This window comes from Nostoc sp. EspVER01 (genome assembly GCF_034530635.1).
Classification (GTDB): domain Bacteria; phylum Cyanobacteriota; class Cyanobacteriia; order Cyanobacteriales; family Nostocaceae; genus Nostoc.
In genome coordinates this window covers 369,480-394,678 of record NZ_JAVRCS010000001.1, presented here as the reverse complement: position 1 = coordinate 394,678, position 25,199 = coordinate 369,480, and the positions used below count along the sequence as shown (strand labels likewise).

At 43.0% G+C, this 25,199-nt stretch carries 20 protein-coding genes; 8 read left to right on the top strand and 12 right to left on the bottom strand.

Going from position 1 to position 25,199, the window contains the following annotated elements; translation table 11 throughout:
* Positions 1 to 229: 229 nt before the first annotated feature.
* The gene (folP, locus tag RMX69_RS01595) at positions 230 to 1,090 is read left to right on the top strand and encodes a dihydropteroate synthase (RefSeq protein WP_322636269.1); all 861 of its coding nucleotides are present in this window, start codon (positions 230 to 232) and stop codon (positions 1,088 to 1,090) included.
* Between the two features lie 3 nt (positions 1,091 to 1,093).
* Here the strand turns inward: folP and RMX69_RS01590 are convergent, their stop codons facing one another.
* A complete protein-coding gene (locus RMX69_RS01590) occupies positions 1,094 to 1,930 on the bottom strand; it encodes an SPFH domain-containing protein (RefSeq protein ID WP_322636268.1) in 837 nt (278 codons plus the stop codon).
* Between the two features lie 410 nt (positions 1,931 to 2,340).
* Between RMX69_RS01590 and RMX69_RS01585 the strand changes: the two genes are divergently transcribed.
* Both RMX69_RS01585 and rpsU read left to right on the top strand, forming a co-directional pair.
* Positions 2,341 to 2,685 (top strand): hypothetical protein, encoded by a 345-nt coding sequence (locus RMX69_RS01585; RefSeq protein ID WP_322636267.1) that lies wholly within the window; start codon positions 2,341 to 2,343, stop codon positions 2,683 to 2,685.
* Between the two features lie 292 nt (positions 2,686 to 2,977).
* Entirely contained in the window at positions 2,978 to 3,157 is a 180-nt protein-coding gene (gene rpsU / locus RMX69_RS01580) for a 30S ribosomal protein S21 (protein WP_069073049.1), read from the top strand.
* Between the two features lie 261 nt (positions 3,158 to 3,418).
* Here the strand turns inward: rpsU and pth are convergent, their stop codons facing one another.
* The 3 genes from pth to psbH form a co-directional block, all read right to left on the bottom strand.
* A complete protein-coding gene (pth, locus tag RMX69_RS01575; protein WP_322636266.1) occupies positions 3,419 to 4,060 on the bottom strand; it encodes an aminoacyl-tRNA hydrolase in 642 nt (213 codons plus the stop codon).
* A gap of 240 nt (positions 4,061 to 4,300) precedes the next feature.
* Positions 4,301 to 4,573 (bottom strand): TatA/E family twin arginine-targeting protein translocase, encoded by a 273-nt coding sequence (locus tag RMX69_RS01570; RefSeq protein ID WP_099103129.1) that lies wholly within the window; start codon positions 4,571 to 4,573, stop codon positions 4,301 to 4,303.
* A gap of 141 nt (positions 4,574 to 4,714) precedes the next feature.
* On the bottom strand, positions 4,715 to 4,918 hold the full coding sequence (gene psbH, locus RMX69_RS01565) for a photosystem II reaction center phosphoprotein PsbH (protein WP_094348882.1): 204 nt from the start codon (positions 4,916 to 4,918) through the stop codon (positions 4,715 to 4,717).
* Positions 4,919 to 5,003: 85 nt separating this feature from the next.
* On the opposite strand from psbH, the gene psbN reads away from it, so the two are divergent.
* Positions 5,004 to 5,135, top strand: a complete 132-nt coding sequence (psbN, locus tag RMX69_RS01560) for a photosystem II reaction center protein PsbN (RefSeq protein ID WP_012410654.1) — start codon at positions 5,004 to 5,006, stop codon at positions 5,133 to 5,135.
* A gap of 230 nt (positions 5,136 to 5,365) precedes the next feature.
* On the opposite strand, the gene RMX69_RS01555 is transcribed toward psbN, so the two are convergent.
* From RMX69_RS01555 to RMX69_RS01540, 4 genes are all read right to left on the bottom strand, one after another.
* The gene (locus RMX69_RS01555; RefSeq protein ID WP_289799704.1) at positions 5,366 to 6,370 is read right to left on the bottom strand and encodes a transaldolase; all 1,005 of its coding nucleotides are present in this window, start codon (positions 6,368 to 6,370) and stop codon (positions 5,366 to 5,368) included.
* A gap of 148 nt (positions 6,371 to 6,518) precedes the next feature.
* Complete coding sequence (pyk, locus tag RMX69_RS01550; RefSeq protein WP_322636264.1) at positions 6,519 to 7,949, bottom strand: pyruvate kinase; 1,431 nt, start codon at positions 7,947 to 7,949, stop codon at positions 6,519 to 6,521.
* 378 nt (positions 7,950 to 8,327) lie between these two features.
* On the bottom strand, positions 8,328 to 9,365 hold the full coding sequence (gene gap, locus RMX69_RS01545; RefSeq protein ID WP_322636263.1) for a type I glyceraldehyde-3-phosphate dehydrogenase: 1,038 nt from the start codon (positions 9,363 to 9,365) through the stop codon (positions 8,328 to 8,330).
* Positions 9,366 to 9,639: 274 nt separating this feature from the next.
* Positions 9,640 to 11,478 (bottom strand): vWA domain-containing protein, encoded by a 1,839-nt coding sequence (locus tag RMX69_RS01540; protein WP_322636262.1) that lies wholly within the window; start codon positions 11,476 to 11,478, stop codon positions 9,640 to 9,642.
* A gap of 259 nt (positions 11,479 to 11,737) precedes the next feature.
* Here RMX69_RS01540 and RMX69_RS01535 point away from each other — a divergent pair, with 259 nt between their 5' ends.
* A complete protein-coding gene (locus tag RMX69_RS01535) occupies positions 11,738 to 12,097 on the top strand; it encodes a Rieske (2Fe-2S) protein (RefSeq protein WP_289799708.1) in 360 nt (119 codons plus the stop codon).
* 459 nt (positions 12,098 to 12,556) lie between these two features.
* Here the strand turns inward: RMX69_RS01535 and RMX69_RS01530 are convergent, their stop codons facing one another.
* Entirely contained in the window at positions 12,557 to 13,060 is a 504-nt protein-coding gene (locus RMX69_RS01530) for an Hsp20/alpha crystallin family protein (RefSeq protein ID WP_322636261.1), read from the bottom strand.
* Between the two features lie 809 nt (positions 13,061 to 13,869).
* Here RMX69_RS01530 and RMX69_RS01525 point away from each other — a divergent pair.
* Positions 13,870 to 19,623, top strand: a complete 5,754-nt coding sequence (locus RMX69_RS01525) for a PAS domain S-box protein (protein WP_322636260.1) — start codon at positions 13,870 to 13,872, stop codon at positions 19,621 to 19,623.
* A gap of 129 nt (positions 19,624 to 19,752) precedes the next feature.
* Here RMX69_RS01525 and RMX69_RS01520 read toward each other — a convergent pair whose 3' ends face one another.
* From RMX69_RS01520 to RMX69_RS01510, 3 genes are all read right to left on the bottom strand, one after another.
* Complete coding sequence (locus RMX69_RS01520; protein ID WP_322636259.1) at positions 19,753 to 21,399, bottom strand: AarF/ABC1/UbiB kinase family protein; 1,647 nt, start codon at positions 21,397 to 21,399, stop codon at positions 19,753 to 19,755.
* A gap of 31 nt (positions 21,400 to 21,430) precedes the next feature.
* Positions 21,431 to 21,727 carry a membrane protein insertion efficiency factor YidD gene (gene yidD, locus RMX69_RS01515; protein ID WP_322636258.1) on the bottom strand — a complete coding sequence of 99 codons (297 nt, stop codon included), beginning with the start codon at positions 21,725 to 21,727 and terminating at the stop codon, positions 21,431 to 21,433.
* Positions 21,728 to 21,805: 78 nt separating this feature from the next.
* Positions 21,806 to 22,870 carry a mannose-1-phosphate guanylyltransferase gene (locus RMX69_RS01510; RefSeq protein WP_322636257.1) on the bottom strand — a complete coding sequence of 355 codons (1,065 nt, stop codon included), beginning with the start codon at positions 22,868 to 22,870 and terminating at the stop codon, positions 21,806 to 21,808.
* A 115-nt stretch (positions 22,871 to 22,985) separates the two neighbouring features.
* On the opposite strand from RMX69_RS01510, the gene RMX69_RS01505 reads away from it, so the two are divergent.
* Together RMX69_RS01505 and RMX69_RS01500 are read left to right on the top strand one after the other, a co-directional pair.
* Positions 22,986 to 24,503, top strand: coding sequence for an LCP family protein (locus RMX69_RS01505; protein ID WP_289799714.1), 1,518 nt, complete (start codon positions 22,986 to 22,988; stop codon positions 24,501 to 24,503).
* Between the two features lie 133 nt (positions 24,504 to 24,636).
* Positions 24,637 to 25,143 carry a pentapeptide repeat-containing protein gene (locus tag RMX69_RS01500; protein ID WP_289799715.1) on the top strand — a complete coding sequence of 169 codons (507 nt, stop codon included), beginning with the start codon at positions 24,637 to 24,639 and terminating at the stop codon, positions 25,141 to 25,143.
* Positions 25,144 to 25,199: the final 56 nt, after the last annotated feature.

Below are 25,199 nucleotides of genomic sequence, written 5' to 3'. Positions count from 1 at the left end.
GAATGCCTAATGTAGATAAGAAGAATTCAGAACTCAGTAGTCAGAATTCAGAATTGAATTTTGTACGACTGGGTTATGAATATTGCTTAAAAAGATTGCTCTTTGTGGGCGAAAGAAAATTAAAATATTTTTCAAGAGTTGATACTCCACACCTGAAGGGATGGAGTATTCTGAATTCTGACTCCTGTTAGCGGTAGCGGGGCGTTTAGCCCATTCTGACTCCTGTTTTATGCCAAGGAACTTGATAATTCGAGGACGCTGTTTCAATTGGGGACAGCGGACTTATTTGATGGGCATTTTAAATGTAACGCCCGATAGCTTTAGTGATGGGGGTGAGTTTAACACTTCCTCTGCCGCTTTAATACAGGCGCAAGCACTGGTGGCTGCTGGTGCTGACATCATCGATGTGGGCGGTCAATCAACTCGACCAGGGGCAAAGCAAATAACTCTGGCGGAGGAACTTGACCGGGTACTATCGGTATTACAGGTGTTAAGACCAGAGATTTCAGTCCCGATTTCTGTAGATACAACCCGTGCTGCTGTCGCCAAGGCATCTGTAGAAGCTGGAGCAGATATTATTAATGATATTTCTGGCGGCACTTTTGACTCAGAAATGTTGCCAACAGTCGCAGAATTAGGTGTGCCGATGATTTTAATGCACATCCGGGGAACACCACAGACAATGCAACAACAGACCGATTATCAAGATTTGCTCGGTGAGATTTATAGTTTTTTGGCTCGGCAAATTGAGGCTGCAACTACTGCGGGTATTGACCTGGATAACATTATTGTCGATCCTGGTATTGGTTTTGCTAAAAACTATGAGCAAAATTTAGAAATTTTTCGCAGCTTGCGATCGCTTGCACCACTCAACTGTCCTATCTTGGTAGGAGCGTCTCGTAAAAGTTTCATTGGTCGCATTTTAAATCAACCAGATCCCAAAGCACGAGTTTGGGGAACGGCAGCAGCTTGTTGTGCTGCTATTTTTAATGGTGCTGATATCCTCCGAGTTCACGATGTTCAAGAAATGCGCGATGTTTCATTAGTCGCCGATGCCTTATTGAGACGGGCTACACAGCATAACTCTTAAATGTTACCGTTCTTCAATTTTTTTGCCATTACCTTCTTGAGTTACCGACTCGGCTATCAACTCCTGAAACATTTCAGTTGAGTTAGCTGGGTCTACAAAGACAATTTTGGCATTACTGCTCTCACCAAGTTTTTGGCTAGCGTCTACGTAATCTTGAGCTACAAGATACCGCAAAATATCCCTACTGTCGGGATTGGAACGTAGAGCTTGAGAAATGATTTGCACTGAAGCCATAGTTCCTTCTGCTTTCTTAATTGCAGCTTCCTTTTCTCCTTCTGCTTCGGTAATCAGTGCCCGTTTTTTGATGACAGCGGCTTGTTCTTCTTCCCTAGACTTTCGGACACTCTCAGGTAGAGTGATTCTCTGAATATCTAACCGGAGAATATCAACTCCCCAATCTGCCGTTATACTATTCAACTGGTCTAAGATAGCTGAGTCCATCTCCGCTCTAGAAACGTTTGTCTGCTCTAAGGTGTTTTGAGCAATGATTTCTCGCAGGGTGGTTGTGGTGATCTGTGTCAATGCCCCTTGCAGATCCTCAATCGCGTAAAAGCTTCTCTCAATATCTCGAATCCGCCAGTATACAATAGCGTCCACTTCTACGTAAATATTATCTTGGGTGATTACATTCTGAGGTTTGATGTCTAAAAACTGCTCTCGTGTAGTATCTTCCATCACAATCTGATCGACCAAGGGAACAATAAAGTTCAGCCCCGGCTTAAGTTTTCGATGATACCGCCCTAAGCGTTCGACTAAGGCTTCATTTCCTTGATTAATCAGTTTTGCAGAACCTAATGCATAACCTATAAGGGCTAAAACTATAGCAATAATTGGCTCCATGTATGCTCCTATTCAGCTTTGGGGAGAATTTAGTGTCAAAGATATGCTACTAGCTTGTCATATCTTTGAGTTTAATGTTTTGAGTTTGTAATTTTATCAACACCAGCAGCGATGTCGAGTCGCTGCAAGTTTTGTACATATTCTCTAAGTGAGACTATTTTGCAGAATGCGTAGAAGCTCTGCTTCTTGTCGTCAGACATCGCTATTAAAGCACCTTGATAAAACGCTGGCAAGGACTACTTGATGTAATCAACTTTACTTGTACTGGCATTTTCAGACAGCCTGGATTTGTTTTAAGTATATTTACGCAAATAAAATTCAATGAAGGTAAAAATTTGGCAAGAATTAAAAACCCCACTATAATCGGATAAAAATTGGCTTGGGCCATTAAAAACATCAAAATATTATGTATGGGCAGGTTGTTAATCAAACTTATAGGTTTAATTCTACTTTTCACCGGATTATACTTTTTTGGTCAAAACATCATATTTGTTAGCGGTTACTATTCATATTTTTACCGTAGCTTACCTGCTACAGCTTCAGTTTTAGCAACGATGATAGGTATCTTTGCATTAGTCTTTTTCCAAAGAGAAACTGGTAACTTGGGATGGATTTTTCTAGGCATTGGCATAGTACTAGTTTTCTTAAGCGGTGGAGTTATTTTAAAGCCTACTAGCTTATGGAATTTCATAATTGCTTTTACAGCATTAGCAACTGGATATAAATTACTAAATGAGGGCAGAGTCAACTTTTAAAATCTGTTTTTATCATATATCTTAGTAACTAAGATTACATTATTACCCTATTCAGAGTACAGTCAGAAAAATTTAGCATTATAATTTCCCCATCCTCTCTATTGGTTCTGAGAGTGCATTAGGACACTTAGATTAACTTTTAGTTAAGTACCGATTTTACGAGATAGAAGTACACATAACCCGCCTCAACCGGACGAATAGCCTCTTAATCATGACTTTAGCTCAGAGGGGTTTTACTAAGGTTGAGGGTAATATTAGAATGGAAACTATTGATGATGAGGAAAAGGGAAGAATGACCCAGGTGGTTCTAGGAGAGAACGAAGGAATAGACTCAGCTTTGCGTCGGTTTAAACGCCAGGTTTCCAAAGCTGGAATATTAGCTGATGTGAAATATCATCGGCACTTTGAAACACCAATAGAAAAACGCAAACGTAAGGCAGTAGCAGCTAGACGCACAAGACGTTTTAAATAAATCTATTTGGTGTGATATCGGCGTTGCTTGAGGTTATGACCGAAAACAGGCAATAGCGCTTGCACCCTTATTCATACAAACATTAAGCAAAGTCTGCCGCACCGTTAATTAGGGTGTAAATGAGTTACTTTTCCTATACTTAGAGCGCGTTAGAGACTTTATCTTGGTTAGATGGAACAAGCTGCCCATCAACCAAAATAAGCGCCTTTAAACATCGGTTAGCTTTCTTTAATCAGCTGATAGGACAGTATTCATCCAGCCCTAAGACTCAGAATTATTAATGGTGCGGCTATTACAAACATTCATCGCCTTTTCTACTCCCTGCTTGAGACTTAGTTCAATACACTCAACTACGAACTGAAGTACAAGAGACATTTGCTGATTTTCGGCAACGGAAAATCGCCCCAGCACATGAGAAATAGTACCAGAATCATCCTTATTAGCTACATCTTTGGGTTTACCAATACCGATTCGCAAACGGGGAAAGTTTTGGGTATTAAGATGTGCGATCGCACTTTTCATCCCGTTATGTCCGCCAGCTGAACCAGATAAGCGCAAACGAGTTTTTCCCAAAGGCAAATCCATATCGTCATAAATTACCAACACTGACTCAGGCGGCAATTTATACCAACTTGTCACCGCTTGTATTGCTTGTCCTGAGCGATTCATATAAGTTAACGGTTTCAACAAGCGAATCTTACCTCCATTTGGGGCCATACCCTCGCCATACTCACCCTGAAACTTGCGGTTTTCTGTTAAGGAAATGCGCCAAGAACGAGAGAGAGTTTCTAAAGCAGCAAAACCGATATTATGGCGTGTTTGGTCGTACTTAGCTTCTGGATTCCCTAATCCGACGATTAGTTGGGGAATTACCAAAGCTGGTTGCGTAACAGCTTCTGTCATTTTGCCTACAGTCAATTGATATGCAGCACTCTTCTAGTAGTCTGTCCCAAAAGTTTTGAGAGGTTAGTGGTGTTCAGATCCCCGACTTCTTAGAGAAGTCGGGGATCTAGCAGCCCCTCAAAATCAATGGGACAGACCACTAGTACAATGTCTAAGCTAGTAATGAAGGGTTTGTAGTAAGTAAGACTTTAGTGCTTAGAAAATAAGGACTAAAGTCCTTACTAAGAACTTGACAGACTACTAGCTAGGTTGGGAAGAACTAGCGGTATCCTGCTCAGATTTCGCAGGGTGGATTTGCTTGGGTTCCAATTCAGCAGTAGTCTTGACAACTTCTTCTAACTGTTCTGCTTCTTTTTGAAACTCGTTTTGAAACTCCTTAGAAGCTTCTTGGAAACTACGAATTGTTTTGCCCACACTCCGACCGATCTCTGGTAGCTTTTTTGGGCCAAAGATTAACAGCGCTACTACCATAATTACAGCCATTTCTGGCAGACCGATACCAAATATATTCATTTTTTGTCTCCTGTAAACTCTAAAACCACTACAGAAACTCACATATATAGTTAGTCTAGTCGGAAATCGCAACTCACAAAAAAACCCGGAAGAACCGGGTGAAACTTAACTTGTTATCCAAACTCGCTCGCTTTGTATGCGTTAGCGTCCTAAACTGCGCCAATCGACAAATACATCCTGAACCAACAGTGATTTATTGTAAAGTTGCAGAATAATCAGCAGAAACACGAAAAATAGTGCCATAAAAACAGCCATCACAGGGGTAGTACCCCAACCTGGAGCCACTTTACCATACTCAGAGTTAAGTGGTTTCAGGATATCTCCCAACCTAGTCCTTTGTGCCATAGTTCACCTAAGATTACTTGCCAAAGCTTTTTTTAATCTTCTGTAATATTCTATAAGAATAGCACTCATCATCTATCTCTCAATTATGGAACCCGCAATAGTTCTTAGCATTTCTATGGCTGCCGTGGTGGTTGCCATCACTGGAATTTCGATTTATACCTCCTTTGGCCCTCCTAGCAAGGAATTGAACGATCCATTCGATGACCACGAAGATTAAAAGAGTCATATCACGTCCGCAGCGTAAATTTTTGGTGCGATGTCTATGACGGGCTACGCCTACGTAGACAAGCATTGCTGTTGCTTGTCGGGGTTTTCTCCATAAGCGACTGGCGTGTGGGGTAAAATGACTGTGGCAATCATAATTAATTACCCAGACATGATATTTGAAGTGCGTTACGGCTCAAGCCGTAACGCACACTACTTTGGATGTTTTTTAATTGGAAATCTCTAATGGCTTGCCACTACCTCTCCTTCTAGGCGAACGAGTCGGTCTGCCAAAAGTTTCTCAAGGTCTTCTAGTGCCTTGGTGAAACCTTTAATACCTTCGTCTAGTTTGTCAGTTGCCATGCGGTCAGCGGCGTGCATTTTGTCATAGTTCGCTTTGTCAATGGATATCTTTTCAATTTCCAAATTTGCTGCCTTGGCGGGGTCAAGTTTACGTGGCAGTTCTGCAACAGTTGACTGTAATTCAGCCAAAAGCGACGGTGAAATGGTCAGCAAGTCACTACCTGCAAGTTCAGTAATTTCACCAAGGTTACGGAAACTAGCTCCCATAACTTCGGTTTTATAGCCAAATTTCTTGTAGTAGTTGTAGATTTTGGTGACAGACAAAACACCTGGATCTTCGGCTGCTGGGTAGCTATCGCGTCCGGTATCTTTTTTGTACCAGTCGAGAATCCGGCCAACGAAGGGAGAAATTAGGGTAACGCCAGCTTCAGCACAAGCGATCGCTTGGTGAAGACCAAATAACAAGGTAAGGTTACAGTGAATACCTTCTTTTTCGAGAATTTCCGCAGCGCGAATGCCTTCCCAAGTGCTGGCAATTTTAATTAAAACGCGATCGCGGCCAATTCCGGCAGCTTTATACTGGGCAATTAAGTCCCGTGCTTTAGTCAGAGTGGCTTCCGTATCGTAGGACAAGCGAGCATCCACTTCCGTAGACACGCGACCGGGAATGATTTGCAAAATCTTTAATCCAAAAGCAACTGCCAAACGGTCAAACGCTAGAGAAACTATCTGTGCTTGGGTGGCTCCGGCTCCAGCATCTTTTTTTGCTTGGAGTAAAGTTTGATCGACAATTCCCTGATATTCTGGCATTTGCGCCGCAGCAGTAATCAGAGAAGGATTGGTGGTGGCATCTTGGGGTTTAAACTTTTCAATTGCCTGGATATCCCCTGTATCTGCGACCACAACAGTCACTTCTCGCAATTGTTCCAGTAAATTCTTAGACATAAAATACTCCGTGATGATTGTTTAGGATTTACTTATTCCCCAGTTCTTTACACTCTTTACTCTTCCTTCAATTCTGATTCTGGCAATTTTTCTTAATGATTGCCCAATTTTGCTTACTATTCAGAGCCACAGCCTTATTCTAAGTGCCTTATGCCGAAATTGGCTGTCCAATGGAATGCACTTTGATTAAACTAGTTGTTCCTGATTTACCAATTGGAACACCAGAGGTAATAACTACTTTATCGCCCTTGTTTGCTAGACCCATGTCTACAACTGTGTTCACTACATTGGTAAACATCTCTTCGGCATTGTGGACTGGTGGAATCAGCAAAGCTTCCACACCCCAAGAAAGTGCTAGCTGGCGATAAGCGGTGATGTCGGAGGTGAGGGCAATAATGGGAGAAGTCGGACGATATTTAGACACCATTCTCGCTGTACTTCCTGATGAAGTGTTACAGAGAATTGCCCGTGAGCCAGTTTCATAAGCGATGCGACAGACGGATTCTGCCACAGATTCGGTAACGCTAAGACTGCCTGCTTCATGACACCAAGCGTGTTTGCTACCCTCATCGAGAGCCTGTTCTGTCCGCACAGCAATGTTGTGCATCATCTGGACGGCGGCGACGGGATATTGTCCGACAGCTGTTTCACCAGAAAGCATTACCGCGTCTGTTCCATCCAAGATCGAGTTAGCAACATCGGTGGCTTCGGCGCGGGTGGGATCGGGGGCGCTAATCATCGACTCTAGCATTTGGGTGGCTGTAATCACCGGCTTACCAGCACGATTGCAACGACGAATAATATCTTTTTGAATTAAGGGTACTTCGTGAATTGGCACTTCCACCCCTAAATCGCCACGGGCAATCATAATCGCGTCGGCAACCTTCAGAATGGAGTCAAAGTTTTCTACGGCCTCTGCTCTTTCGATTTTGGCAATTAAGCGAATCGAAGCGCCAGCTGCTTCAATCATCCGCTTGGCGGGTTCTAAATCTTGTGGCGATCGCACAAAAGACACCGCTACCCAGTCTACACCTAACTGAATCCCAAAACGCAGATCCAGCAAGTCTTTCTCGGTGATCGAACTTACAGGTAAAGGAGTTTGGGGTAGGTTTACTCCCTTGTGCGTAGAAATTAACCCGCCATTTTTCACTTGGGCCCGAATGCGATCGGCATCGCGATCGGTAACTATCAATTTGACGCGACCATCATTAATTAAAATCGGTTCGCCTGGTCGCACCATTGCAAACAAAGTCGGCAACGGTAAGGGTAGTTCGTCAATACTCTCGCCCTTTTCTTGCAAAACAAAGGTAACTTCAGTACCAGCTTCTAAATTTAAGCCTTCCGGTGGTAAAGTTCCCAAGCGAATTTTGGGCCCACATAAGTCTTGCATAATGGCGATCGGCTTTTGCAACTCAGTACTAATCTGCCTGAGATAGTGAGCCGTTTGGGCGTGGAATTCATAAGCTCCGTGGGAAAAATTCAGCCGTGCCACATTCATTCCAGCTTTTACCAAGGCTTGCAGCTTTTCAGGTGCAGATGTAGCCGGGCCAACAGTACAAATGATTTTGGTTCGACGCATAGGGATTGGGGGTTGAGGAGTAACCTGTGAATTCGTAATTCGTAATTCGTAATTCGTAATTCAGAGACTTGAGATTTTATTTAGGTTTTCGGGTTTAAATCTTTAGCCTTCTTTCAAAGAATTAGTATTACGAGCCAAAAATCACATGTGCTTCATATCACTGGTTTGCTAAATAAAAATACTAGATTGCGTTTTGTTTTCGGCATCTTTCCCATTTGACCCAAATCCCAAAAGTCAAAGGTTAATCACCAATGACAATTAAACAATTCGTAGTTCGTAATTATATTTTGTAACGGGGATTTCAACCCCGACTAATAACATACAAGCTGTTTATTATTCGTGAGTTTCAACCCCTATTAAATTACGAATTACGAATTATCAAGCAGCTGTCGGTGCGAGTTTTTCCTTCTGTGACATCGACAACATTAGGTCAATCACACGATTTGAGTAGCCCCACTCGTTGTCATACCAGGCAATTACCTTGAAGAAGTTGGAATTCAACTCAATCCCAGCACCTGCGTCGAAAATACTGGAATGAGTATCTCCTTGAAAATCTGTGGAAACTACTTCTTCATCTGTGTAGCCCAATATACCCGCTAGTGAACCTGCGGCAGCCTCCTTCATAGCAGCACGGATTTCCTGATAACTGGTGGCTTTGGCAGTTTTGAAAGTTAAATCAACTACAGAGACATCGGGAGTCGGAACTCGTAATGCCATCCCAGTTAACCTGCCCTTCAATTCTGGTAAAACCAGTGCTACGGCTTTCGCTGCGCCTGTGGAGGAGGGAATAATATTTTGGGATGCACCTCGACCACCCCGCCAGTCTTTTTTGCTGGGGCCGTCTACAGTTGGCTGAGTCGCAGTCATGGCGTGGACTGTGGTCATCAACCCTTCAGTCAACCCAAAGTTGTCATTAATGACCTTAGCGATCGGAGCTAGACAGTTTGTAGTGCAGCTAGCATTGGAGACAATGATATCCTTGCTAGGGTCAAATAGGTGATGATTGACACCCATTAACAGGGTAGTAACTCTATCTGGATCTTTAGTGGGAGCGGAAATTACCACTCGCTTTGCACCTGCCTTCAGGTGGTTTGCAGCTCCTTCGTAGTCAGTGAAGAGTCCGGTCGCTTCCACGACATAATCTGCACCTAGTTTTCCCCAAGGTAACTCTGCTGGATTCCTCACTGACACACAAGGAATGAAATGTCCGTCAATGAGAATACCGTCTTCCTTGGCTTCAACCTTCTGCTTTAATTTGCCGTGGGTTGAATCGTACTTTAATAGGTAAGCAAGATTATCTGGTGGTACTAGGTCGTTAATGCCCACAAACTCAATGTTGGGGTTATCGATGCCAGCACGAAGCACAAGTCGCCCGATTCGACCGAAGCCATTGATACCAACTTTCAATTTAGTCAAGATTAAACCTCCCGTTGTGGAAGTTGAACAAAAGGAGCAAGTTAAAAGTCAAAATAGATTGCCTTTTACTCTTTACTCTTTGATCCTGACAGTCTCAGTCGGCTAAGGCATATTTACTTGGCATCTTTTAAGGATTGGGGCATTGGGCATGGGGAAAGGGGTAAGGGGAAAAGGGGAAAGATTAAATTTATTCCTTTTCCCTTTAACCTTTAACCTTTTCCCCTGCTCCTGCTGCCCCCCTGCCCCTCTGCCCCTCTGCTCCCCGCTCCTCAATTCAAGTGGGTTGGACAAATCGCTTAATTTCACCACAGGCAATATAAGACTTGCCATCTGGTGCGGTTTTGACTTCATCAACGACGTAAAGCATTCCTTCCTCGCGCACCGATCGCGGAAAACGCATGTTCCAATCCGGTTCATATCCGTCGGAAACCACCCTAGCACGTAGTTTGCTGCCATCTTTGACACATTGAACTAAAATGCTGTCTCCTACACTGTCAGTTGTGGGCAGATCGGCAGCACTGGCAGGGCTTTTGGAAGCTTTACCTGTGTTAGCTGGATACGATTGTCTAGGGGCAACAAAGATATCTGTTTCACCAGGTTGAGCAAAACGGGTAATCTTACCACGTACCCGATAGAAAGTAGCATCGCTTGAAAGTTCCAATCCTTCAACAACATAACGTGCCCCCTCGGCACGAATGGCACGAGGAAACTGGATGTTCTTGGTTGAATCATAGCCTTCGGACATGACCTTGACCCGCAGTTTACCCCCTTCACGAACGCAGTGCAATTCAACACCTGAACCGACTTCATTCACAATCGGCATGGCGTACACTTCATCGCCAGTAGTGACACCGCGACCTACCAAATCGCTGCGATTGCGCGTCATCGTTTGGTAAGTCTGATCTCGCATCTCTTTCCGTCCGGCATTGCCTAAAGCTTTTTGAGCGATTCGACTGGCGAAATATTCAAGCTGATCGATTTCTTCAGCAATTTCAAAATTCTCGTTCAAGCCTTTATCCCGCAAATCTTTCACAAGCGATCGCAGGGTTTGTTCAGCTTCCTGATGCTTGCCATGTTCAGCGAGATGAAGTCCAGTCTCTTTGGCCTTAGCGATGGTAAGGCGACTCAGTTCCAGAATTATATGACTCGTAGCAGCAAAAGCTGCTTCCTCAATGGTGCCAACTTTGGCGACGACATCGACTGTACCTGACACGCTTTGAATGCGGTCATCTTGCACAACATCGGCGCTGTAATGCAATTTCATCACAGGTAAATCGCCAACTTGAGCACTTGATATCCCCAGACTCAAACCGAGAAGTTTATCTTCGCCCTCGTAAAGCTCTCCCAAGGTGATGACAGTTTGACCTGCATCATTCTGACTAACTTTAGCCAGACTTAAGGTATCAACCAGGCTGACACCATTAGCCAATTCAAGTGTCACCTTGAGGTTCTGTCCCACTACTGCTCTGAGACTGTCTAGCTCAATACTAAACACTTCAGTTGCTTCGTCGATGCTCTGAATGAAGTAGAAGTTGCCCGTGGCTGCCCTTGCCATCCCAATCAACAGGTCTTCATTAAAACCCTGAGCAAAACCTAGCGTAGTTGTGATAATGCCTTCCTCAGCTTTTTGCCCTGCTGTCGCCGTCAGTATCTTGGGGTCTTGAATGCCCATATTGGCATGACCATCGGTAAGTAGGAGAACACGGTTGATTTTTTGCGGGTCGAGTCGCGTTTTCACGTGTTCGCAGCCTTTGAGCCATCCCCCCGATAAGTTGGTAATACCACCTGCTCTCACCTTGCGGATGGAATTTTTCAGTGTAGATTTGTTAGTCACAGCTTGGGGTGGCACAACACTATCTACTTCATCGTCGTAAACAACTACTGAGAGAATGTCATCAGGCTCAAGTTGATCTACCACAGACTCAGCGGCTTTGAGTGCGTGATGCAAGGGAGCGCCTGCCATAGAGCCGGAACGGTCAATTACAAGCGAAAGGTTAAGGTTACGTCGAGGAGATTTAGCTATATCAGTACGAAAACGTAGCAGAATATCAGTCTTTAATGAAGATCCTGCGGCGAGGATAGATTGGTCAAATTCGTAACTTGTCTTAATCATTTTTTATATCCCTCAGAATTGTCTTTTATCAGCTACAAGGCTTGTGAAACATAGACAGTAAGCGCTTTATTTAGTTTACCCAGAAATAAGTTTGTTCAGTATAAAAATGGTATTTAATGTAAGATTTTATAGTTTTAGTATCTTACCAGCGTAGACAGAGCCAGTCGTAGACATTCTCGACTCTCTGCTACTGAAAGGCGATCGCACTGGTCACAATTGCGGGAAACTGAAAGCAGATATATTAGGAGAGGAGAACCTAATGAGTTGGACTAAAGTTCTTGCAGTCGATGCACTTTCCCCAGGTGCGCGAGAAGTGGTGAAAGTTGGCAGCCGGAAAATTTTGCTTTTGAATCACGAAAGTCAGCTTTATGCTGTAGATAACACTTGTCCTCACTTAAAATTACCGTTGAAAAGTGGGAAAATAAATGAGAATGGCGCAATTGTTTGTTCCTTCCATCACAGTGCTTTTGACCTGCGGACTGGTGAGGTAAAAGATTGGTGTTCTTGGCCACCTGGTGTAGGTAAGGTACTCTCGTTAGTTTCACAACCAAAGGCCCTACCAGTGTTTCCGATTCGTGTTGAAGAAGGTAGTATCTGGGTTGATGTGCAAGAGGAATAGCACCCTCTCCCTGAATTTACTGAAATAGTTCTAAGTAAAAAAAGTAGGACTTACGCAAGTGTCACAGAAAATAAAAGTTTTTTGTTTGTAGTCAGGGCTTCAGCCCTTATCTTGAGGACTAAAGTCCTTACTACAAGCTTAAAATAACGTGAGTTCGATGAACCTCTCCCTCCCAGCCTCCCTCTCCGAAACGGAAAGGGAGGAGAAACGAAAAATTAAGCTTTTTGCTCCCCTCTCCGCGTCGGAGAGGGGCTGGGGGAGAGGTCAAATAAGACTTGTCGAACTCACGTTAAAATAATACGCCAGTTGCGTAAGTCCTGAAAAGAAAAACCCCAGCTAAACTCATTGGCTGGGGTTTCTAGCAAAATTTACCTATTTCAGAGATATAGGAATCATTGAATGAGAAAATAGAACGTCTTCTCAAGCCGTTTCAACACTTTGCTGTGATGTAATGTTGGATTACGTGCTACCGTTGCCGCCTTCTATAGAAGCTGTGGAACTTTGAGATTGGCCTAAATTCACTTTGAATACCTTGCTCTGCTCTTGCTCCAGTTTGGGTAAAGTCAAAATTAAAATCCCATCTTTCAAGTCTGCCTTAACTTGTTGATTCTGAACTTTGGTTGGCAGAGGAATTACTCTAGCGAACTTGCCATACCGGAATTCCGAATGAACTTTATCCTTAGATTGGGAATGTTTTTCGTAACGATGTTCACCAGCAATCGAAACTGCATCTTGAGTAACTTGAACATCCAGGTCTTTAGCTTCCACGCCTGGAATCTCAACTCTTAATAGCAACTCTGAACCATTATCATGTAATTCAACCGCAGGAACCCACGCTGTTCTCGGTGATGAAGAAATCTCAGAGTTACCACGCTCGGCTACTGTAAGCTCAGAGAATAGTTGATCCATTTGACGACGCAGAATCTCCATTTCACGGAATGGTTCCCAACGAATCAGTGCCATATTTTAATCTCTCCTTAACTTTCTAATTCAATCTTGGGTAATCAAACAAAGTTTTAGAGGTATTTTTTAGAGAGGAGCTTTATTTGCTTTGTTTCTTCTCTCTAGTAAGTAATTTAATAAAAGAAGAATCTAAAAACAGTTGGGTAAACCGTACAGACATAGGTTGGATTTACCGTATCAAACAAAAAAATTATGAAAAGCTTGAGAATAATGAATGTCAAAGGAAGTAGGCGATCGTAAATTAAACTATATTATGTAATGTAAATTTAATTAAATTCGCTTGTAGCTAGAAGCTCTAGCCCGATGCTAAGGGTTAGATTGACAAAGACGCTGAACATAGCTTGCCGTATGAAGACTTGCTAACTCTTCTGGCGTCTCCCCAATGCGAAGGGCTACGGTGTGGACACAATTAAAAAAAAGCTCAATTATCTCCTTCCCATACAGAGCATGGCAATGGCTGATTAGCGGCTGCTGCCTCCAGTCAGACATTGAGTCAGAGACTCAATGAATGTATTCCAGTCGGAGACTGGGAACGAGTCAAGGCTCATTAAGCTAGGTTTTTAGGACTTGTGTGTACACCGTAGCTTTGGCTGTTTGGGATTCTTCGGATTTAATTAAATAATCAAGCGGAGATGATATAAACAGTTATCCTGCTTTATATGCAACTTTTCTATACACCCGGCGCTGAAGTATGGTTGTAAGCGACGATGATTTTATTTACAATCTGGTGGCAGAGTTTTGCTGTCTGATTTCATGTTCAGTTTTATTCAAGAAATTCTTCCTGATTTAAAATTAACTTAGTAACTGATATGGATGCTCAAAAAATAAAAATTTTATTAGTTGATGACAACTTAGAGAATTTACATTTTTTATCAGACATCCTTCAACACCAAGGTTATCAGGTAGAAAGTGTCATTTTTGGACAATTGGCAATCAATACGGCAATTGCTTCTCCCCCGGATTTGCTTTTGCTAAATGTTTTGATTATAGAGAGGGATGGGTATGAAGTATGTCAATATTTGAAAGCTAAGGATCAAACTCAAGAAATTCCGATAATTCTTTTCGGAATTTTCGATGATTTTTTTGAAAAAATAAACGTCTTCAATTTAGGCGATATTGACTATATTACTCAACCATTCCAAACCAAAGAAGTTTTATTACGCGTCCAAAATCAACTCACTCTTCAAAGACTGAAAAAACAGTTAAAAGAAAAAAATGCCCAACTGCAACAGGAGATTAAAGAGCGTCAACGGATTACAGTTGAGTTAAATATTCGCGACAGACAAATAAAAGATATTTTTAAAGAAATTCCCGTTAGTATTAGCAAAGCCTTTTGTAGAGAAGTTTATCGAAGCGAACGCCTTGTAGTTGAAGCCGCCCTCAAGAAGAGTGAAAGTCAGTATCGCCTCCTGGTGGAGACATCCCAGGACATGATTTGGTCGGTGGGCATTGATGGATTAATTACCTTTGTCAATCCAGCAGTCAAACAGATTTATGGCTACGAACCCCAAGAAATGATCGGGTGTGCCTTAATTGATTTCATCTCACCTACACAAGTTGCTCAAGATAAAGTAGCCTTTGAGCGTGTTCTTCAGGGAAAGTCTATTTTCCAGCATGAAACTACCTGTGTGGCTAAAGATGGTACTTTACTTTATTTAATGTTGAATGCGATCGCATTACGCAACGAAGAGGGTCAGGTTATAGGCATGACGGGCACTGCTAGTAATATTACGCAGCGCAGAGGTATAGAAAAGTTACTCCAAGAAAGCGCGATTAAGCTCCGTAACCATAATCTCGTGCTAACACAATTGGCACAAAATCAGACGCTTTATCAGGGTGATTTGAAAGCAGCCTTGAGTATAATCACAGAAACAGCTGTCAACAATATTGGCGTAGAACGAGCTAGTGTATGGCTGTATGACGAAACGGGCATGAAAATCCAGTGTTTTGATTTATTTGAGGGCAGTCGCAATCAACATAACGAAGGACTTTTCTTGTCAGCGACAGACTATCCAGTTTATTTTGCAGCTTTGCAGCAAAACCAATCAATCGCCGCAGATGATGCTCATACCGATCCCAGAATTAAAGAATTTTCTGCGTCTTATTCAAGATTAAATATTACCTCCATACTCGATACACCCGTTAGGCTGGAGGGAAAGACCGTAGGAGTTTTATGTCTAGAGGCAGTGGAAGTTACTCATCATTGGACGCTAGAGGACCAAAATTTCGCTCGCTCTCTGGGTAATTTAGTATCTTTGGTATTGGAGGCAAAAGAACGCCAACGCGCAGAAGCAGCACGACGGGCTTCTGAAGAAAAGTTAGCATCAGCTTTCCGGTCATCTCCCGATCCAATTGCCTTAATTACTGTTCCCAATAAACGCTACATCGAAGTCAACGACAGCTTTTGTCGGTTTTTTGGTTATTCTCGCTCTCAAGTGATTGATCGCACCGATGAAGAATTGCATATTTGGGTGAATCCAGAAGAATATCATTTTCTCATCAACATCCTGCAAGAAACCAAAGCCATCCGCAACTATGAAATTGATGTCTGCACAGCAACAGGAGAAATCAGGACAACACTGTTGAGTGCAGAAATGATCGAGATTGATGGGCAATGGTACGTACTGGGAACCGCAAAAGATATTACTGAACGCAAGCAGGCAGAAAATGAAAGCCGTTTGTTACTGTTGACAACCCAAGCTATCACTCGCGCCAGTGATGTCAACAGCGCCTTAGCAGTGGTCTTGCGCTTAATTTGCCACACCATTGGCTGGGATTTTGGTGAAGCCTGGCTACCTAATAAAGATGGGACTGTTTTAGAGCATAGTTTGGGTTGGTATGGAGAGGAGAGCAGCTTAGAAGAATTCTGCCAGCAAAGCCAAACGGTGAAATTTGCTCTGGGAGTGGGATTGCCAGGAAGAGTTTGGCAGAACCAAGAACCCGAATGGATAGAAGATGTTTCTAAAGTTACACAACCAGTTTTCTTGCGATCGCCACAAGCCGCAAAGGTAGGATTCAAAGCTGGTTTTGGTGTTCCCATACTGGCTGGGAACCAAGTATTAGCTGTTTTAGTGTTTTTTAAACGTAGCTCAGTATTGGTAGATCGGCGTTTGCTCTTGCTAGTCAGTGCTGTTGCTGCTCAATTGGGTGGGTTGATTGAGCGCAAAACCTTAGAACAAGAACTAGCACTCAGAGAAGCTCGTCTCAATGCCTTTTTTAGCAGTGCCCCCGTCGGTATGAATATTGTAGATAACCAGCTGCGATTTGTCCAAATTAACCAACTGCTAGCGGAGATTAATGGACTACCCCAGCAAGATCATATTGGCAAGACCATCCATGAAGTCTTACCCGACATCGCCCCTGTAGTAGAACCAATTTATCAACAAGTTCTAGTAACTGGTCAACCGATTCTCAATCAAGAATTAAGCAGCGCATCAATCAAGCAACCAGATATTATCCGCCACTTCTTAGCTTCTTATTTTCCGATTGTTAGTGAAGGCGATCGCCCCTCTGGTGTTGGCACAGTTTTAGTAGAAATTAGCGAACTACACGCAGCGCTACGCGAACGCAAACACGTCGAACAAGAACTACGTTTAGCCAACGAACGCCTACAATATCTGCTCACCTCTAGCCCTGTAGTCATTTATAGCAGCAAAACATCAGAGGATTTTAGCATTACTTTTATCAGTGAAAACGTTAAAGAAATGGTGGGCTATGAAGCGCGGGAATTTATCGATAACTCCAGTTTTTGGCTTTATCGCGTCCATCCACAAGATATTGAACTGATCTCGGAAAAATTTTCTCACCTGATTAAGCAGGAGTACATTTCTTACGAATACCGTTGGTTACACGCTGACGGAACTTATCACTGGTTCTACGAAAAGATGAGGTTAATTCGTGACGAAGCGAATTCCCCGATCGAATGGGTTGGTTATTGGGCAGATATTAACGATCGCAAATTGGCAGAACTAGCTTTGCAGTCAGGTCAGCAACGATATCAACTTTTAGCAGAAGCCTCACCAGCTTGTATATTTCATACTGATGTCGATGGCAATGTTTTATATTTTAATCAACGCTGGAGTGAAATTACTGGATGTAGTTTAGAAAATTCTCTGGGAACAGGTTGGGCAAATGCCGTACATCCAGACGACCGCGAACAGCTATTGTTGGCATGGAATCAAGCAACAGTCGCTAAATCAACCTATAAGTACGAACATCGTTTCTTACATGACGATGATAATACAGTCGTCTGGGTAATTTGTCATGCTTTGCCAGAATTTAGAGATGATGGAGAAATTAAAGGTTACATCGGTACAATTACAGATATTACCGAGAGAAAATTGGCAGAAGAAGCCTTACGTGAGAGTGCAGAGCGAGAAAGAGCGATCGCGCAAGTGATTCAAAGAATGCGCCAAACACTGGATTTAGAGACGATATTTGCGGCGACAACCGAAGAATTACGCCAAGTACTCAACTGCGATCGGGTTGTTGTCTATCGCTTCAATCCCAACTGGAATGGCGAATTTGTTTCTGAATCAGTGGGTAACGATTGGATTTCTCTCATAGAAGAACACAACAACGATCCTCATCTCACAGAAGGTGTTTTACAAGATGGACGTTGCCTAGCGAAAATTTTGGATAGTGCGGATAACCAGATGGAATATTCTGACCTGCAAGCAACCCCAGGTGCAAGTTTCCTCTGTGTCCCAGACATTTACAACGCTGAGTTTCATCCTGCTTATATCAATCTCTTAGAGCGATTTCAGGCTAAAGCCTACATTATTGTTCCGATTTTACATGGTAGTCAGCTTTGGGGATTGCTGGCGAGTTATCAAAATTCCGATCCCCGCCAATGGAAACCAGGAGAAATCAACATCGTAGTTCAAATTGGCAATCAGTTGGGTGTTGCTTTACAACAGGCACAATTGCTAGCGCAAACTCAAAGGCAGTCACAAGCATTGCAAGAAGCTGTAATCATTGCTGATGCTGCTAACCGCGCCAAAAGCGAATTCCTGGCCAACATGAGTCACGAACTGCGTACTCCACTCAACGCCATCCTCGGTTTTACTCAAGTCATGAGCCACGATCGTGATTTATCAACTGAACATCAGCAAAATCTAGCAATTATCAATCGTGCTGGCGAACATCTCCTGAATTTAATCAACGATATTTTAGAAATGTCTAAAATCGAAGCTGGGAGAATAACCTTAAATCTCAACAGTTTTGACTTAATTCGCCTCTTGGAAAACCTTAAAGAGATGTTGCGCTTCCGCGCCACCTCCAAAGGATTGGAATTGGTCTTTGAATATACATCTCACCTTCCCCAATACATCCAAGTTGACGAAAGTAAACTGCGTCAAGTCTTGCTTAACCTCCTGGGAAATGCCATCAAATTTACCGATACTGGCAGGGTGACGCTGCGGGTGGGGATGGGGGAGCAGGGGAGCAGGGGAGCAGAGGAGCAGGGGAGCAGGGGAGCAGGGGAGCAGGGGAGCAGGGGAGAAGTAGCAGTAAGTCTTTCCCCTCTGCCCCTCTGCCCCTTTGCACCTCTGCCTCTTCCTATGCCCAATTCCCAATTCCTAACCTTTGAGGTACAAGATACTGGCCGCGGTATTGCCCCACAAGAAATTGACTTGCTATTTGAAGCTTTTGGGCAAACTGAAACCGGAAGAAAATCGCAACAGGGAACAGGACTAGGTTTAGCAATTAGCCGCAAATATGTGCAACTAATGGGAGGAGATATTAGCGTCACCAGCACTGTTGGCGAGGGAAGTAAATTTACTTTTGATATTCAAATTGGTCTAGCCACAGTCAGCGAAATCCAGATCCAACAAATTAGACCCCAAGTTATTAGTTTAGTGCCTGATCAAAGTGAATACCGTATTTTAGTGGTTGATGACTCCACAGATAGCCGTTTAGTGTTAAAGAAAATTCTGACATCTATCGGTTTTGTAGTCCAGGAAGCAATAAATGGCATGGAAGCGATCGCACTTTGGCAGACATGGCAACCACATCTAATTTTAATGGATATGCGGATGCCAATTATGGACGGCTACGAAGCCACAAAAGTTATTAAAACTAGAGAAGAAACCTTAATCAAAAATACCGAATCCCAAATACCCAATTGGAAGACCATTATTATTGCCTTAACTGCTAATGCTTTTGAGGAACAACGGGAGGCAATAATCAAAGCGGGTTGCGATGATTATATTAACAAGCCTTTCCGTGAGGAAGAATTACTAGAAAAGTTGAGCGAATATTTGGGAGTTCAATATATTTATCAAGAAGAAAGCTATCAGTTAACAAATCTAAAGCAACAAAGACCAAAATCAATGTTGACACTCACAGATTTAGTAACTCTATTATCTGAAATGCCGCCTGAATGGGTGAAACAGGTGTACACTGCCGCAGCCCAATGTAGTGATGACCTGATTTTAGAATTGATTGAGCAAATACCCTCAGAAAATGCTGTACTGCAAAATTTTATCAAGAATTTAGCTCATGATTTTCAGTTTGAGAAAATCATGGAATTGACGAGTATTGCAGGAGTCTTATCCAGCTAATAAAAATTGATGGTTAAGCAAGTTCGTAGTAAGCACTTTAGTCCTTAATTTTCTCAGCACTAAAGTGCTTACTACAAACTTCAATTTTAGATTTTTATTTCAATTCAAAGTCCAAAATTCAAGATGATTTTACCGTAAACGTCCCGATCGCAATGTACTAATAATTAACCACAAACCCAATAAACTAGCGACTGCAAACAGGATGGTACTTAAAAAAGATAGCTGAGTTGTTTGCGCTCTGGTGGAAATAATTGCCGCACCCATAATCAGCGAACCCACTAAAATACTAAAAGATAGTCGGTTAGCGGCATCGTCCATAGTGCGCCGGACACCATCTAACCCCCGCAGCGATAGATTCCACTGTAGGGTTTCTGAGGTAACTCGGTCTAATAAGAGTTCGATTTGGCGAGGAGATTGGAGAGACAGACTTTTAATATCTAAAGCTGTCCGTAATAGCGATCGCACTGGATTATCGCCCAGTAATTGCCGACGAAACAAGTCTGTAATTAATGGTTTGACTTCATCAAAAAAGTTAAGCTCTGGGTTGAATGTCCGCGCTACCCCTTCTAAATTTGCTAGGGTTTTGGCATACAAACCCATATTACTAGGTAATCTAATTTTATTGTTGCGGGCAACTTGTAAAACTTCATAAATTATCTGACTGAAGTTTATTTGCGTGAGGCTGACGTTGTGATATTTTCGCAACATGCGATCGTAATCATTTTCTAACCGCGACAAAATCACTGGTTGAGCAGAATCTGATAGTTGCAAAGTTAACTGAGCGCACCTTTGAGCATCTAAATCAACGATCGCTAACAACATCTCTGTTAATATCTGCTGTGTCCGGGGATCAAGTCTTCCCACCATGCCACAATCTAAGAGGGCAACACGCCCATCTTTGAGATAAAACAAGTTTCCTGGATGGGGATCGGCGTGAAAAAAACCATCAATATATAGTTGCTGGAAAAATACCCGAAATAACAAAGTAGTTATTTCTTTACGCTTTTCGGCAGAGTCTTTAACGTTGGGGTCATTATCCAAATCCGCCGCCAGGAATGGTACTCCATCGAGCCATTCCATGACCAGCAATTTCTCTGTGGTCAACTCCCAGTTAATTTCCGCCACCACTATTTGTGTGGGATCATACCAGCGACTCTGGGATAAGTTGCGCCGCAGTTGGTCTGTAAAACCCGCTTCCCGTGTAAAATCCAACTCAGCTTCTAAGGCTTTAGTAAATTCTTCGGCGATGGATTTAATTTCGTAGGTTTGCCCAAAATCAGTCCGCGCCACTAAATCGGCAATACCTTGAATTAAAGCAATATCTTGACCAATAGTAATATCAATTCCCGGACGTTGCACTTTTAGAGCGACTTCTCGACCGTCTGCTAGTGTAGCGCGATGTGTCTGAGCAATCGATCCGGCTGCTACGGGGATCGGGTTAACAGTGCTGAAGGTTTCTGCTAATGGACGTTTTAATTCTTTGCGGAGGATTATTTCTATCTCTGACCAAGGAACTGGTGGTACTTCATCTTGTAGAGTTGACAATTCCTCAATATAGGAGGCGCTCAGTAAGTCGGGGCGGGTAGAGAGTAGCTGGCCAAGTTTGACGTAAACTGGCCCCAAGTCTACCAGAATATTTTTTAAAACCGCAGGTGTTGGCAGTTGGGGTTCATCAGCTTTGCCACCAGTAAGTAACCTTCGCATATAGTCCCAGCCATTGCGAAGGAAGACTTCCAGGATTTCTCGTTGACGGGGAACAGTTTGGGTGAGGAACATTTTTGTAAAAAACTGCAAAGAGGCAGAGGAGTTAAAGAGGTAGACAGCAGGGGATGACAATACAACGGAAATCGGCTCTAGTTTTGATGCTTGCTAAAGTTTTGCTAGCTGCGGCACAATCTTGAAATCTTTTTATGGATGATTGTACGGCTTCGTGGAGCTTCTGTTCGTTCAGCATCCGTTTGACATAACTAGAGCAAGAATCCCCACCGTGTAATAAGCGATGGGAACAAGAAAATCCTTTAGAAGGAGAAATATATTTTTGATAGGCAGTAATAGAATCGATTGCCATTGTCTTGGCCAGAGGTTCAAAGCTAATAATGTCCATAACTGTCAGATAAAATAACAGACTGTCAAGTTATAATGGGAAAATAGACTTTTTCGCCTCTGCCAAGGGTTCTAACTTTTATAGCAGGTCAGTAAATCGGGAATCACTTTGGAGAATTTTAAGGATCTGCTTGATTTCCTGGGTACGTTCTTTTTTGACAACGAGGGTGACATTGCGATCGCGCACAATCACCACATCCTCTAAACCAATAGTAACAACTACATCTTCTGGATTTGAGGCGTAAATAATCGCCCCTTGCGTATCTAAACCTACGTGAGTAGCGAGTTCCACGTTTGGAGTCTCTTCCGTTTTCAGTAAACGTTCGATCGCATTCCAATCTCCTAAATCATCCCAACCAAAATCAACTGGCAAAACGTATGCTAGAGTTGTCTTTTCCATTAACGCATAGTCTATACTCTTCTTAGGCAACTGGGGATAGATATCAGGGCCATGTTGTTCTAAAGGTTCGATAATTTCTGGAGCATGGGTATGTAGTTCCTTGAGAACAACCCCTGCCCGAAAAACGAACATTCCACTATTCCAGCTAAAACGTCCCGTAGATAAAAAAGTCTCTGCCGTTTCTCGGTCGGGCTTTTCAGTAAAGCGGTTCACGTGATAAGCTGGCAACTCATTAAAGCTACCTATTTTTTCACCTTGTTCAATGTAGCCGTAACCGGTTGATGGAAAAGTAGGCTTGATCCCCAGTGTAACGATCGCTGCTGTGCTTGTTGCCAGTTGCGTAGCTGCATTTAATGTGTGTGCAAACGCCTCTTGGTTAGCAATCCAGTGGTCAGCAGGGAAAAAGCCAATCACAGCGTCTTCACCATAGCGCCGTTTGATTTCTAAACTTGTCCAAGCAACGGCTGCGGCAGTGTCTCTTCCTTCCGACTCAATCAGTAAGTTTTCAACTGGTAAATCGGGTAGTTGTTGTCTTACGCCTTCAGCTATCTGACTAGAAGTGATAACCCACAGGGAATTCCACCCGCCACCGAGTTCAATCAATCGATCGGCGGTTGCTTGTAATAGACTTCTAGAGCTACCATCAAGACTTAAAAATTGCTTGGGTCGGTCTTTGCGGCTTAGGGGCCAAAAACGTTCACCTTTACCACCAGCTAGGATTACGGGGAACAATAAAGTATTCATGTTGTCATACACGCCTACCGAAGAACATTACAAGTTTACAGTGAGCTTTTCCACTGGCAATATTTGTAGCTTGGATTAACATACTTTTAGGGAGTGGTTGAGTGGGGAGATAATTGTGATAAAACAAGTCGAATGGTCGGAAAATCCGGTTACGTCTCAGCAAGTAGTAGAGTTTGAAAGTGACGTGCGATCGTCGCAACTTCAACGGATAGAAAATCAAGTAATACCAGCACCAGTAGCCGACTCAGAGGAGGAGGTCGAACTAAACCAGCCAGCGAATCCGAACCGTAGCGTCGTCGAATCTGTGGGTGCGTTTCCTAATCAGCTTTCTGAGAGACTGGGCTTAACCATGCCTCGATGGCTGTTATGGTTTATGACGGTTGTCATTGGCATCATCTTATCTGGGCTGCTGGTGTCAACATTAGCGCTGTGGACTCCTTTATGGAGCAATCTAGATCGAACAGATGAAGATTTAGGAACTACTGCTAAAGACGAAGTAAAAATCCCATTACCAGGGGAGTTATGGAGCAAACTCTCCCAGTACAAGCTCTCACGTCCGATGAATATTTTAATCATGGGGATTGAACCAGTCAGCGGTACCGTTGATGGCTCACCAGAAAGCTTTGCCGGGAAAAGCGACTCCATGCTACTGGTACGACTGAACCCTAGTGAAAAATCTGTAAGGGTGCTTTCCATTCCCAGAGATACAATGATCGCCATCCCCGAAAAGGGAGAAAAGGGATTAACTAAGGTATCTGATGCCAATGCCAAAGGCGGCCCAGTCTTAGCAGCAAGGGTAGTTAGCCGTACCTTAAACAACGCCCCAATCGATCGTTACATCCGTATTTCTACCAGCGGCTTACGGCAGTTAGTCGATCAGTTAGGCGGAGTAGAAGTCTTTGTTCCCCAATCAATGGAATATAAAGACTCCAGCAGTCGGCTGTCGATTAATTTAGTCAGTGGTTGGCAAACCCTCAACGGCGAACAAGCAGAACAGTTTGCCCGATTCCGCGAACCAGGTTTGGGAGATTTGCCGAGAGTACAGCGTCAGCAAGCACTAACAGCAGCCCTGCTGCAACGCTTAAATAGTCCTACGATCTTACCCAGGTTGCCTCAATTAACTCGCTTGATGCGAAAATACTTTGATACCAACCTGAAGATGGAAGAAATGATGGCGTTGGTAAATTTCGGACTCAACCTAGATCGGGATAATTTCCAAATGACCGTGTTGCCTGGTACTTTTAGCCGCTTTAGCAAAGACCCTGATAGCTATTGGCTAAATATGACTGGACAACAGAGCCTGTTGAATGATTATGTTGGGGTAAATGTACCTGGTCTAAAGCCAGATATGCGTCAGGTTCCTAACCTCAAAATTGCTATTCAAAATGCTTCTAATCAACCTCAGCTAACTGAAAAAGTTATTGCTTATCTTAAACAGAAAGGCTTTAATAATATTTACAAAGTGCCTGATTGGCCGGATACTCAACGTCAAACTCAGATTATTGTCCAAAAAGGCAATCGACGAGTTGGGGTTGATTTGCAAAAAGTCTTAGGCTTGGGTCAAATCGAGGTAGCAGCGATTGGTGATTTAGAATCCGATCTGACAATCCGCATTGGGAAAGATTGGAAATAGCTAAGAGTAATTAGTCATTAGTCATTAGTCATTGCTTAAATGACAAAGCGCAAAGTCTGATCGGAGGTTTCCTCCGATCAGAACTTTGTAAGAGAGGACTAATGACGAAGGACTACTGAAAAAGAATAAAGTTATGAAAAAGATTTTACTGCGTTTTTTGAGTTTGATTGTAATTTTGCTACTAGCCTTTGGGTGGATAATACTGAATCCTAAGCCGGCCTTTGCTCAAATAAACACAATCAATTACAACAATATAAATTTAGAAAATCGTGACTTTTCTCATGCTGATTTGGCGGGTGTAACTTTTGTAGCAGCAGAAATGCGGGGGACAAATTTTCAAGGAGCGAATTTAACCAACGCAATTCTCACTAAAGGAGTTTTATTAAAGGCAAATTTGGAAGATGCGAACTTGAGCGGCGCTTTAGTCGATCGCGCCACTATGGATGGTGCTAACCTCAAGAATGCCATCTTTACGGAAGCCACTTTGACTCGCAGCCGCTTTTTTGATGCTGATGTCACTGGTGCTGATTTTACCGATGCTTTAATTGACCGTTATCAAGTGTCGCTGCTGTGTGAAAGAGCCGATGGCGTAAATCCAGTTACGGGTGTGTCAACGCGAGATAGTTTGGGTTGTAAGTAGAGAATCTCCGCGTTGAGCATAAAAACAGAGACATTTTTGCGAAAAATCAACTCTGC

Coding starts and splice junctions, on each gene's coding strand:
- RMX69_RS01555 (WP_289799704.1), bottom strand. CDS start 6,370: ATGTCTAAGAATTTACTGGAACAATTGCGAGAAGTGACTGTTGTGGTC.
- RMX69_RS01520 (WP_322636259.1), bottom strand. CDS start 21,399: ATGTTCCTCACCCAAACTGTTCCCCGTCAACGAGAAATCCTGGAAGTC.
- RMX69_RS01535 (WP_289799708.1), top strand. CDS start 11,738: ATGAGTTGGACTAAAGTTCTTGCAGTCGATGCACTTTCCCCAGGTGCG.
- pth (WP_322636266.1), bottom strand. CDS start 4,060: ATGACAGAAGCTGTTACGCAACCAGCTTTGGTAATTCCCCAACTAATC.
- RMX69_RS01530 (WP_322636261.1), bottom strand. CDS start 13,060: ATGGCACTGATTCGTTGGGAACCATTCCGTGAAATGGAGATTCTGCGT.
- RMX69_RS01540 (WP_322636262.1), bottom strand. CDS start 11,478: ATGATTAAGACAAGTTACGAATTTGACCAATCTATCCTCGCCGCAGGA.
- RMX69_RS01525 (WP_322636260.1), top strand. CDS start 13,870: ATGGATGCTCAAAAAATAAAAATTTTATTAGTTGATGACAACTTAGAG.
- RMX69_RS01500 (WP_289799715.1), top strand. CDS start 24,637: ATGAAAAAGATTTTACTGCGTTTTTTGAGTTTGATTGTAATTTTGCTA.
- psbH (WP_094348882.1), bottom strand. CDS start 4,918: ATGGCACAAAGGACTAGGTTGGGAGATATCCTGAAACCACTTAACTCT.
- pyk (WP_322636264.1), bottom strand. CDS start 7,949: ATGCGTCGAACCAAAATCATTTGTACTGTTGGCCCGGCTACATCTGCA.
- RMX69_RS01590 (WP_322636268.1), bottom strand. CDS start 1,930: ATGGAGCCAATTATTGCTATAGTTTTAGCCCTTATAGGTTATGCATTA.
- RMX69_RS01570 (WP_099103129.1), bottom strand. CDS start 4,573: ATGAATATATTTGGTATCGGTCTGCCAGAAATGGCTGTAATTATGGTA.
- rpsU (WP_069073049.1), top strand. CDS start 2,978: ATGACCCAGGTGGTTCTAGGAGAGAACGAAGGAATAGACTCAGCTTTG.
- RMX69_RS01510 (WP_322636257.1), bottom strand. CDS start 22,870: ATGAATACTTTATTGTTCCCCGTAATCCTAGCTGGTGGTAAAGGTGAA.
- RMX69_RS01585 (WP_322636267.1), top strand. CDS start 2,341: ATGGGCAGGTTGTTAATCAAACTTATAGGTTTAATTCTACTTTTCACC.
- yidD (WP_322636258.1), bottom strand. CDS start 21,727: ATGGACATTATTAGCTTTGAACCTCTGGCCAAGACAATGGCAATCGAT.
- psbN (WP_012410654.1), top strand. CDS start 5,004: ATGGAACCCGCAATAGTTCTTAGCATTTCTATGGCTGCCGTGGTGGTT.
- folP (WP_322636269.1), top strand. CDS start 230: ATGCCAAGGAACTTGATAATTCGAGGACGCTGTTTCAATTGGGGACAG.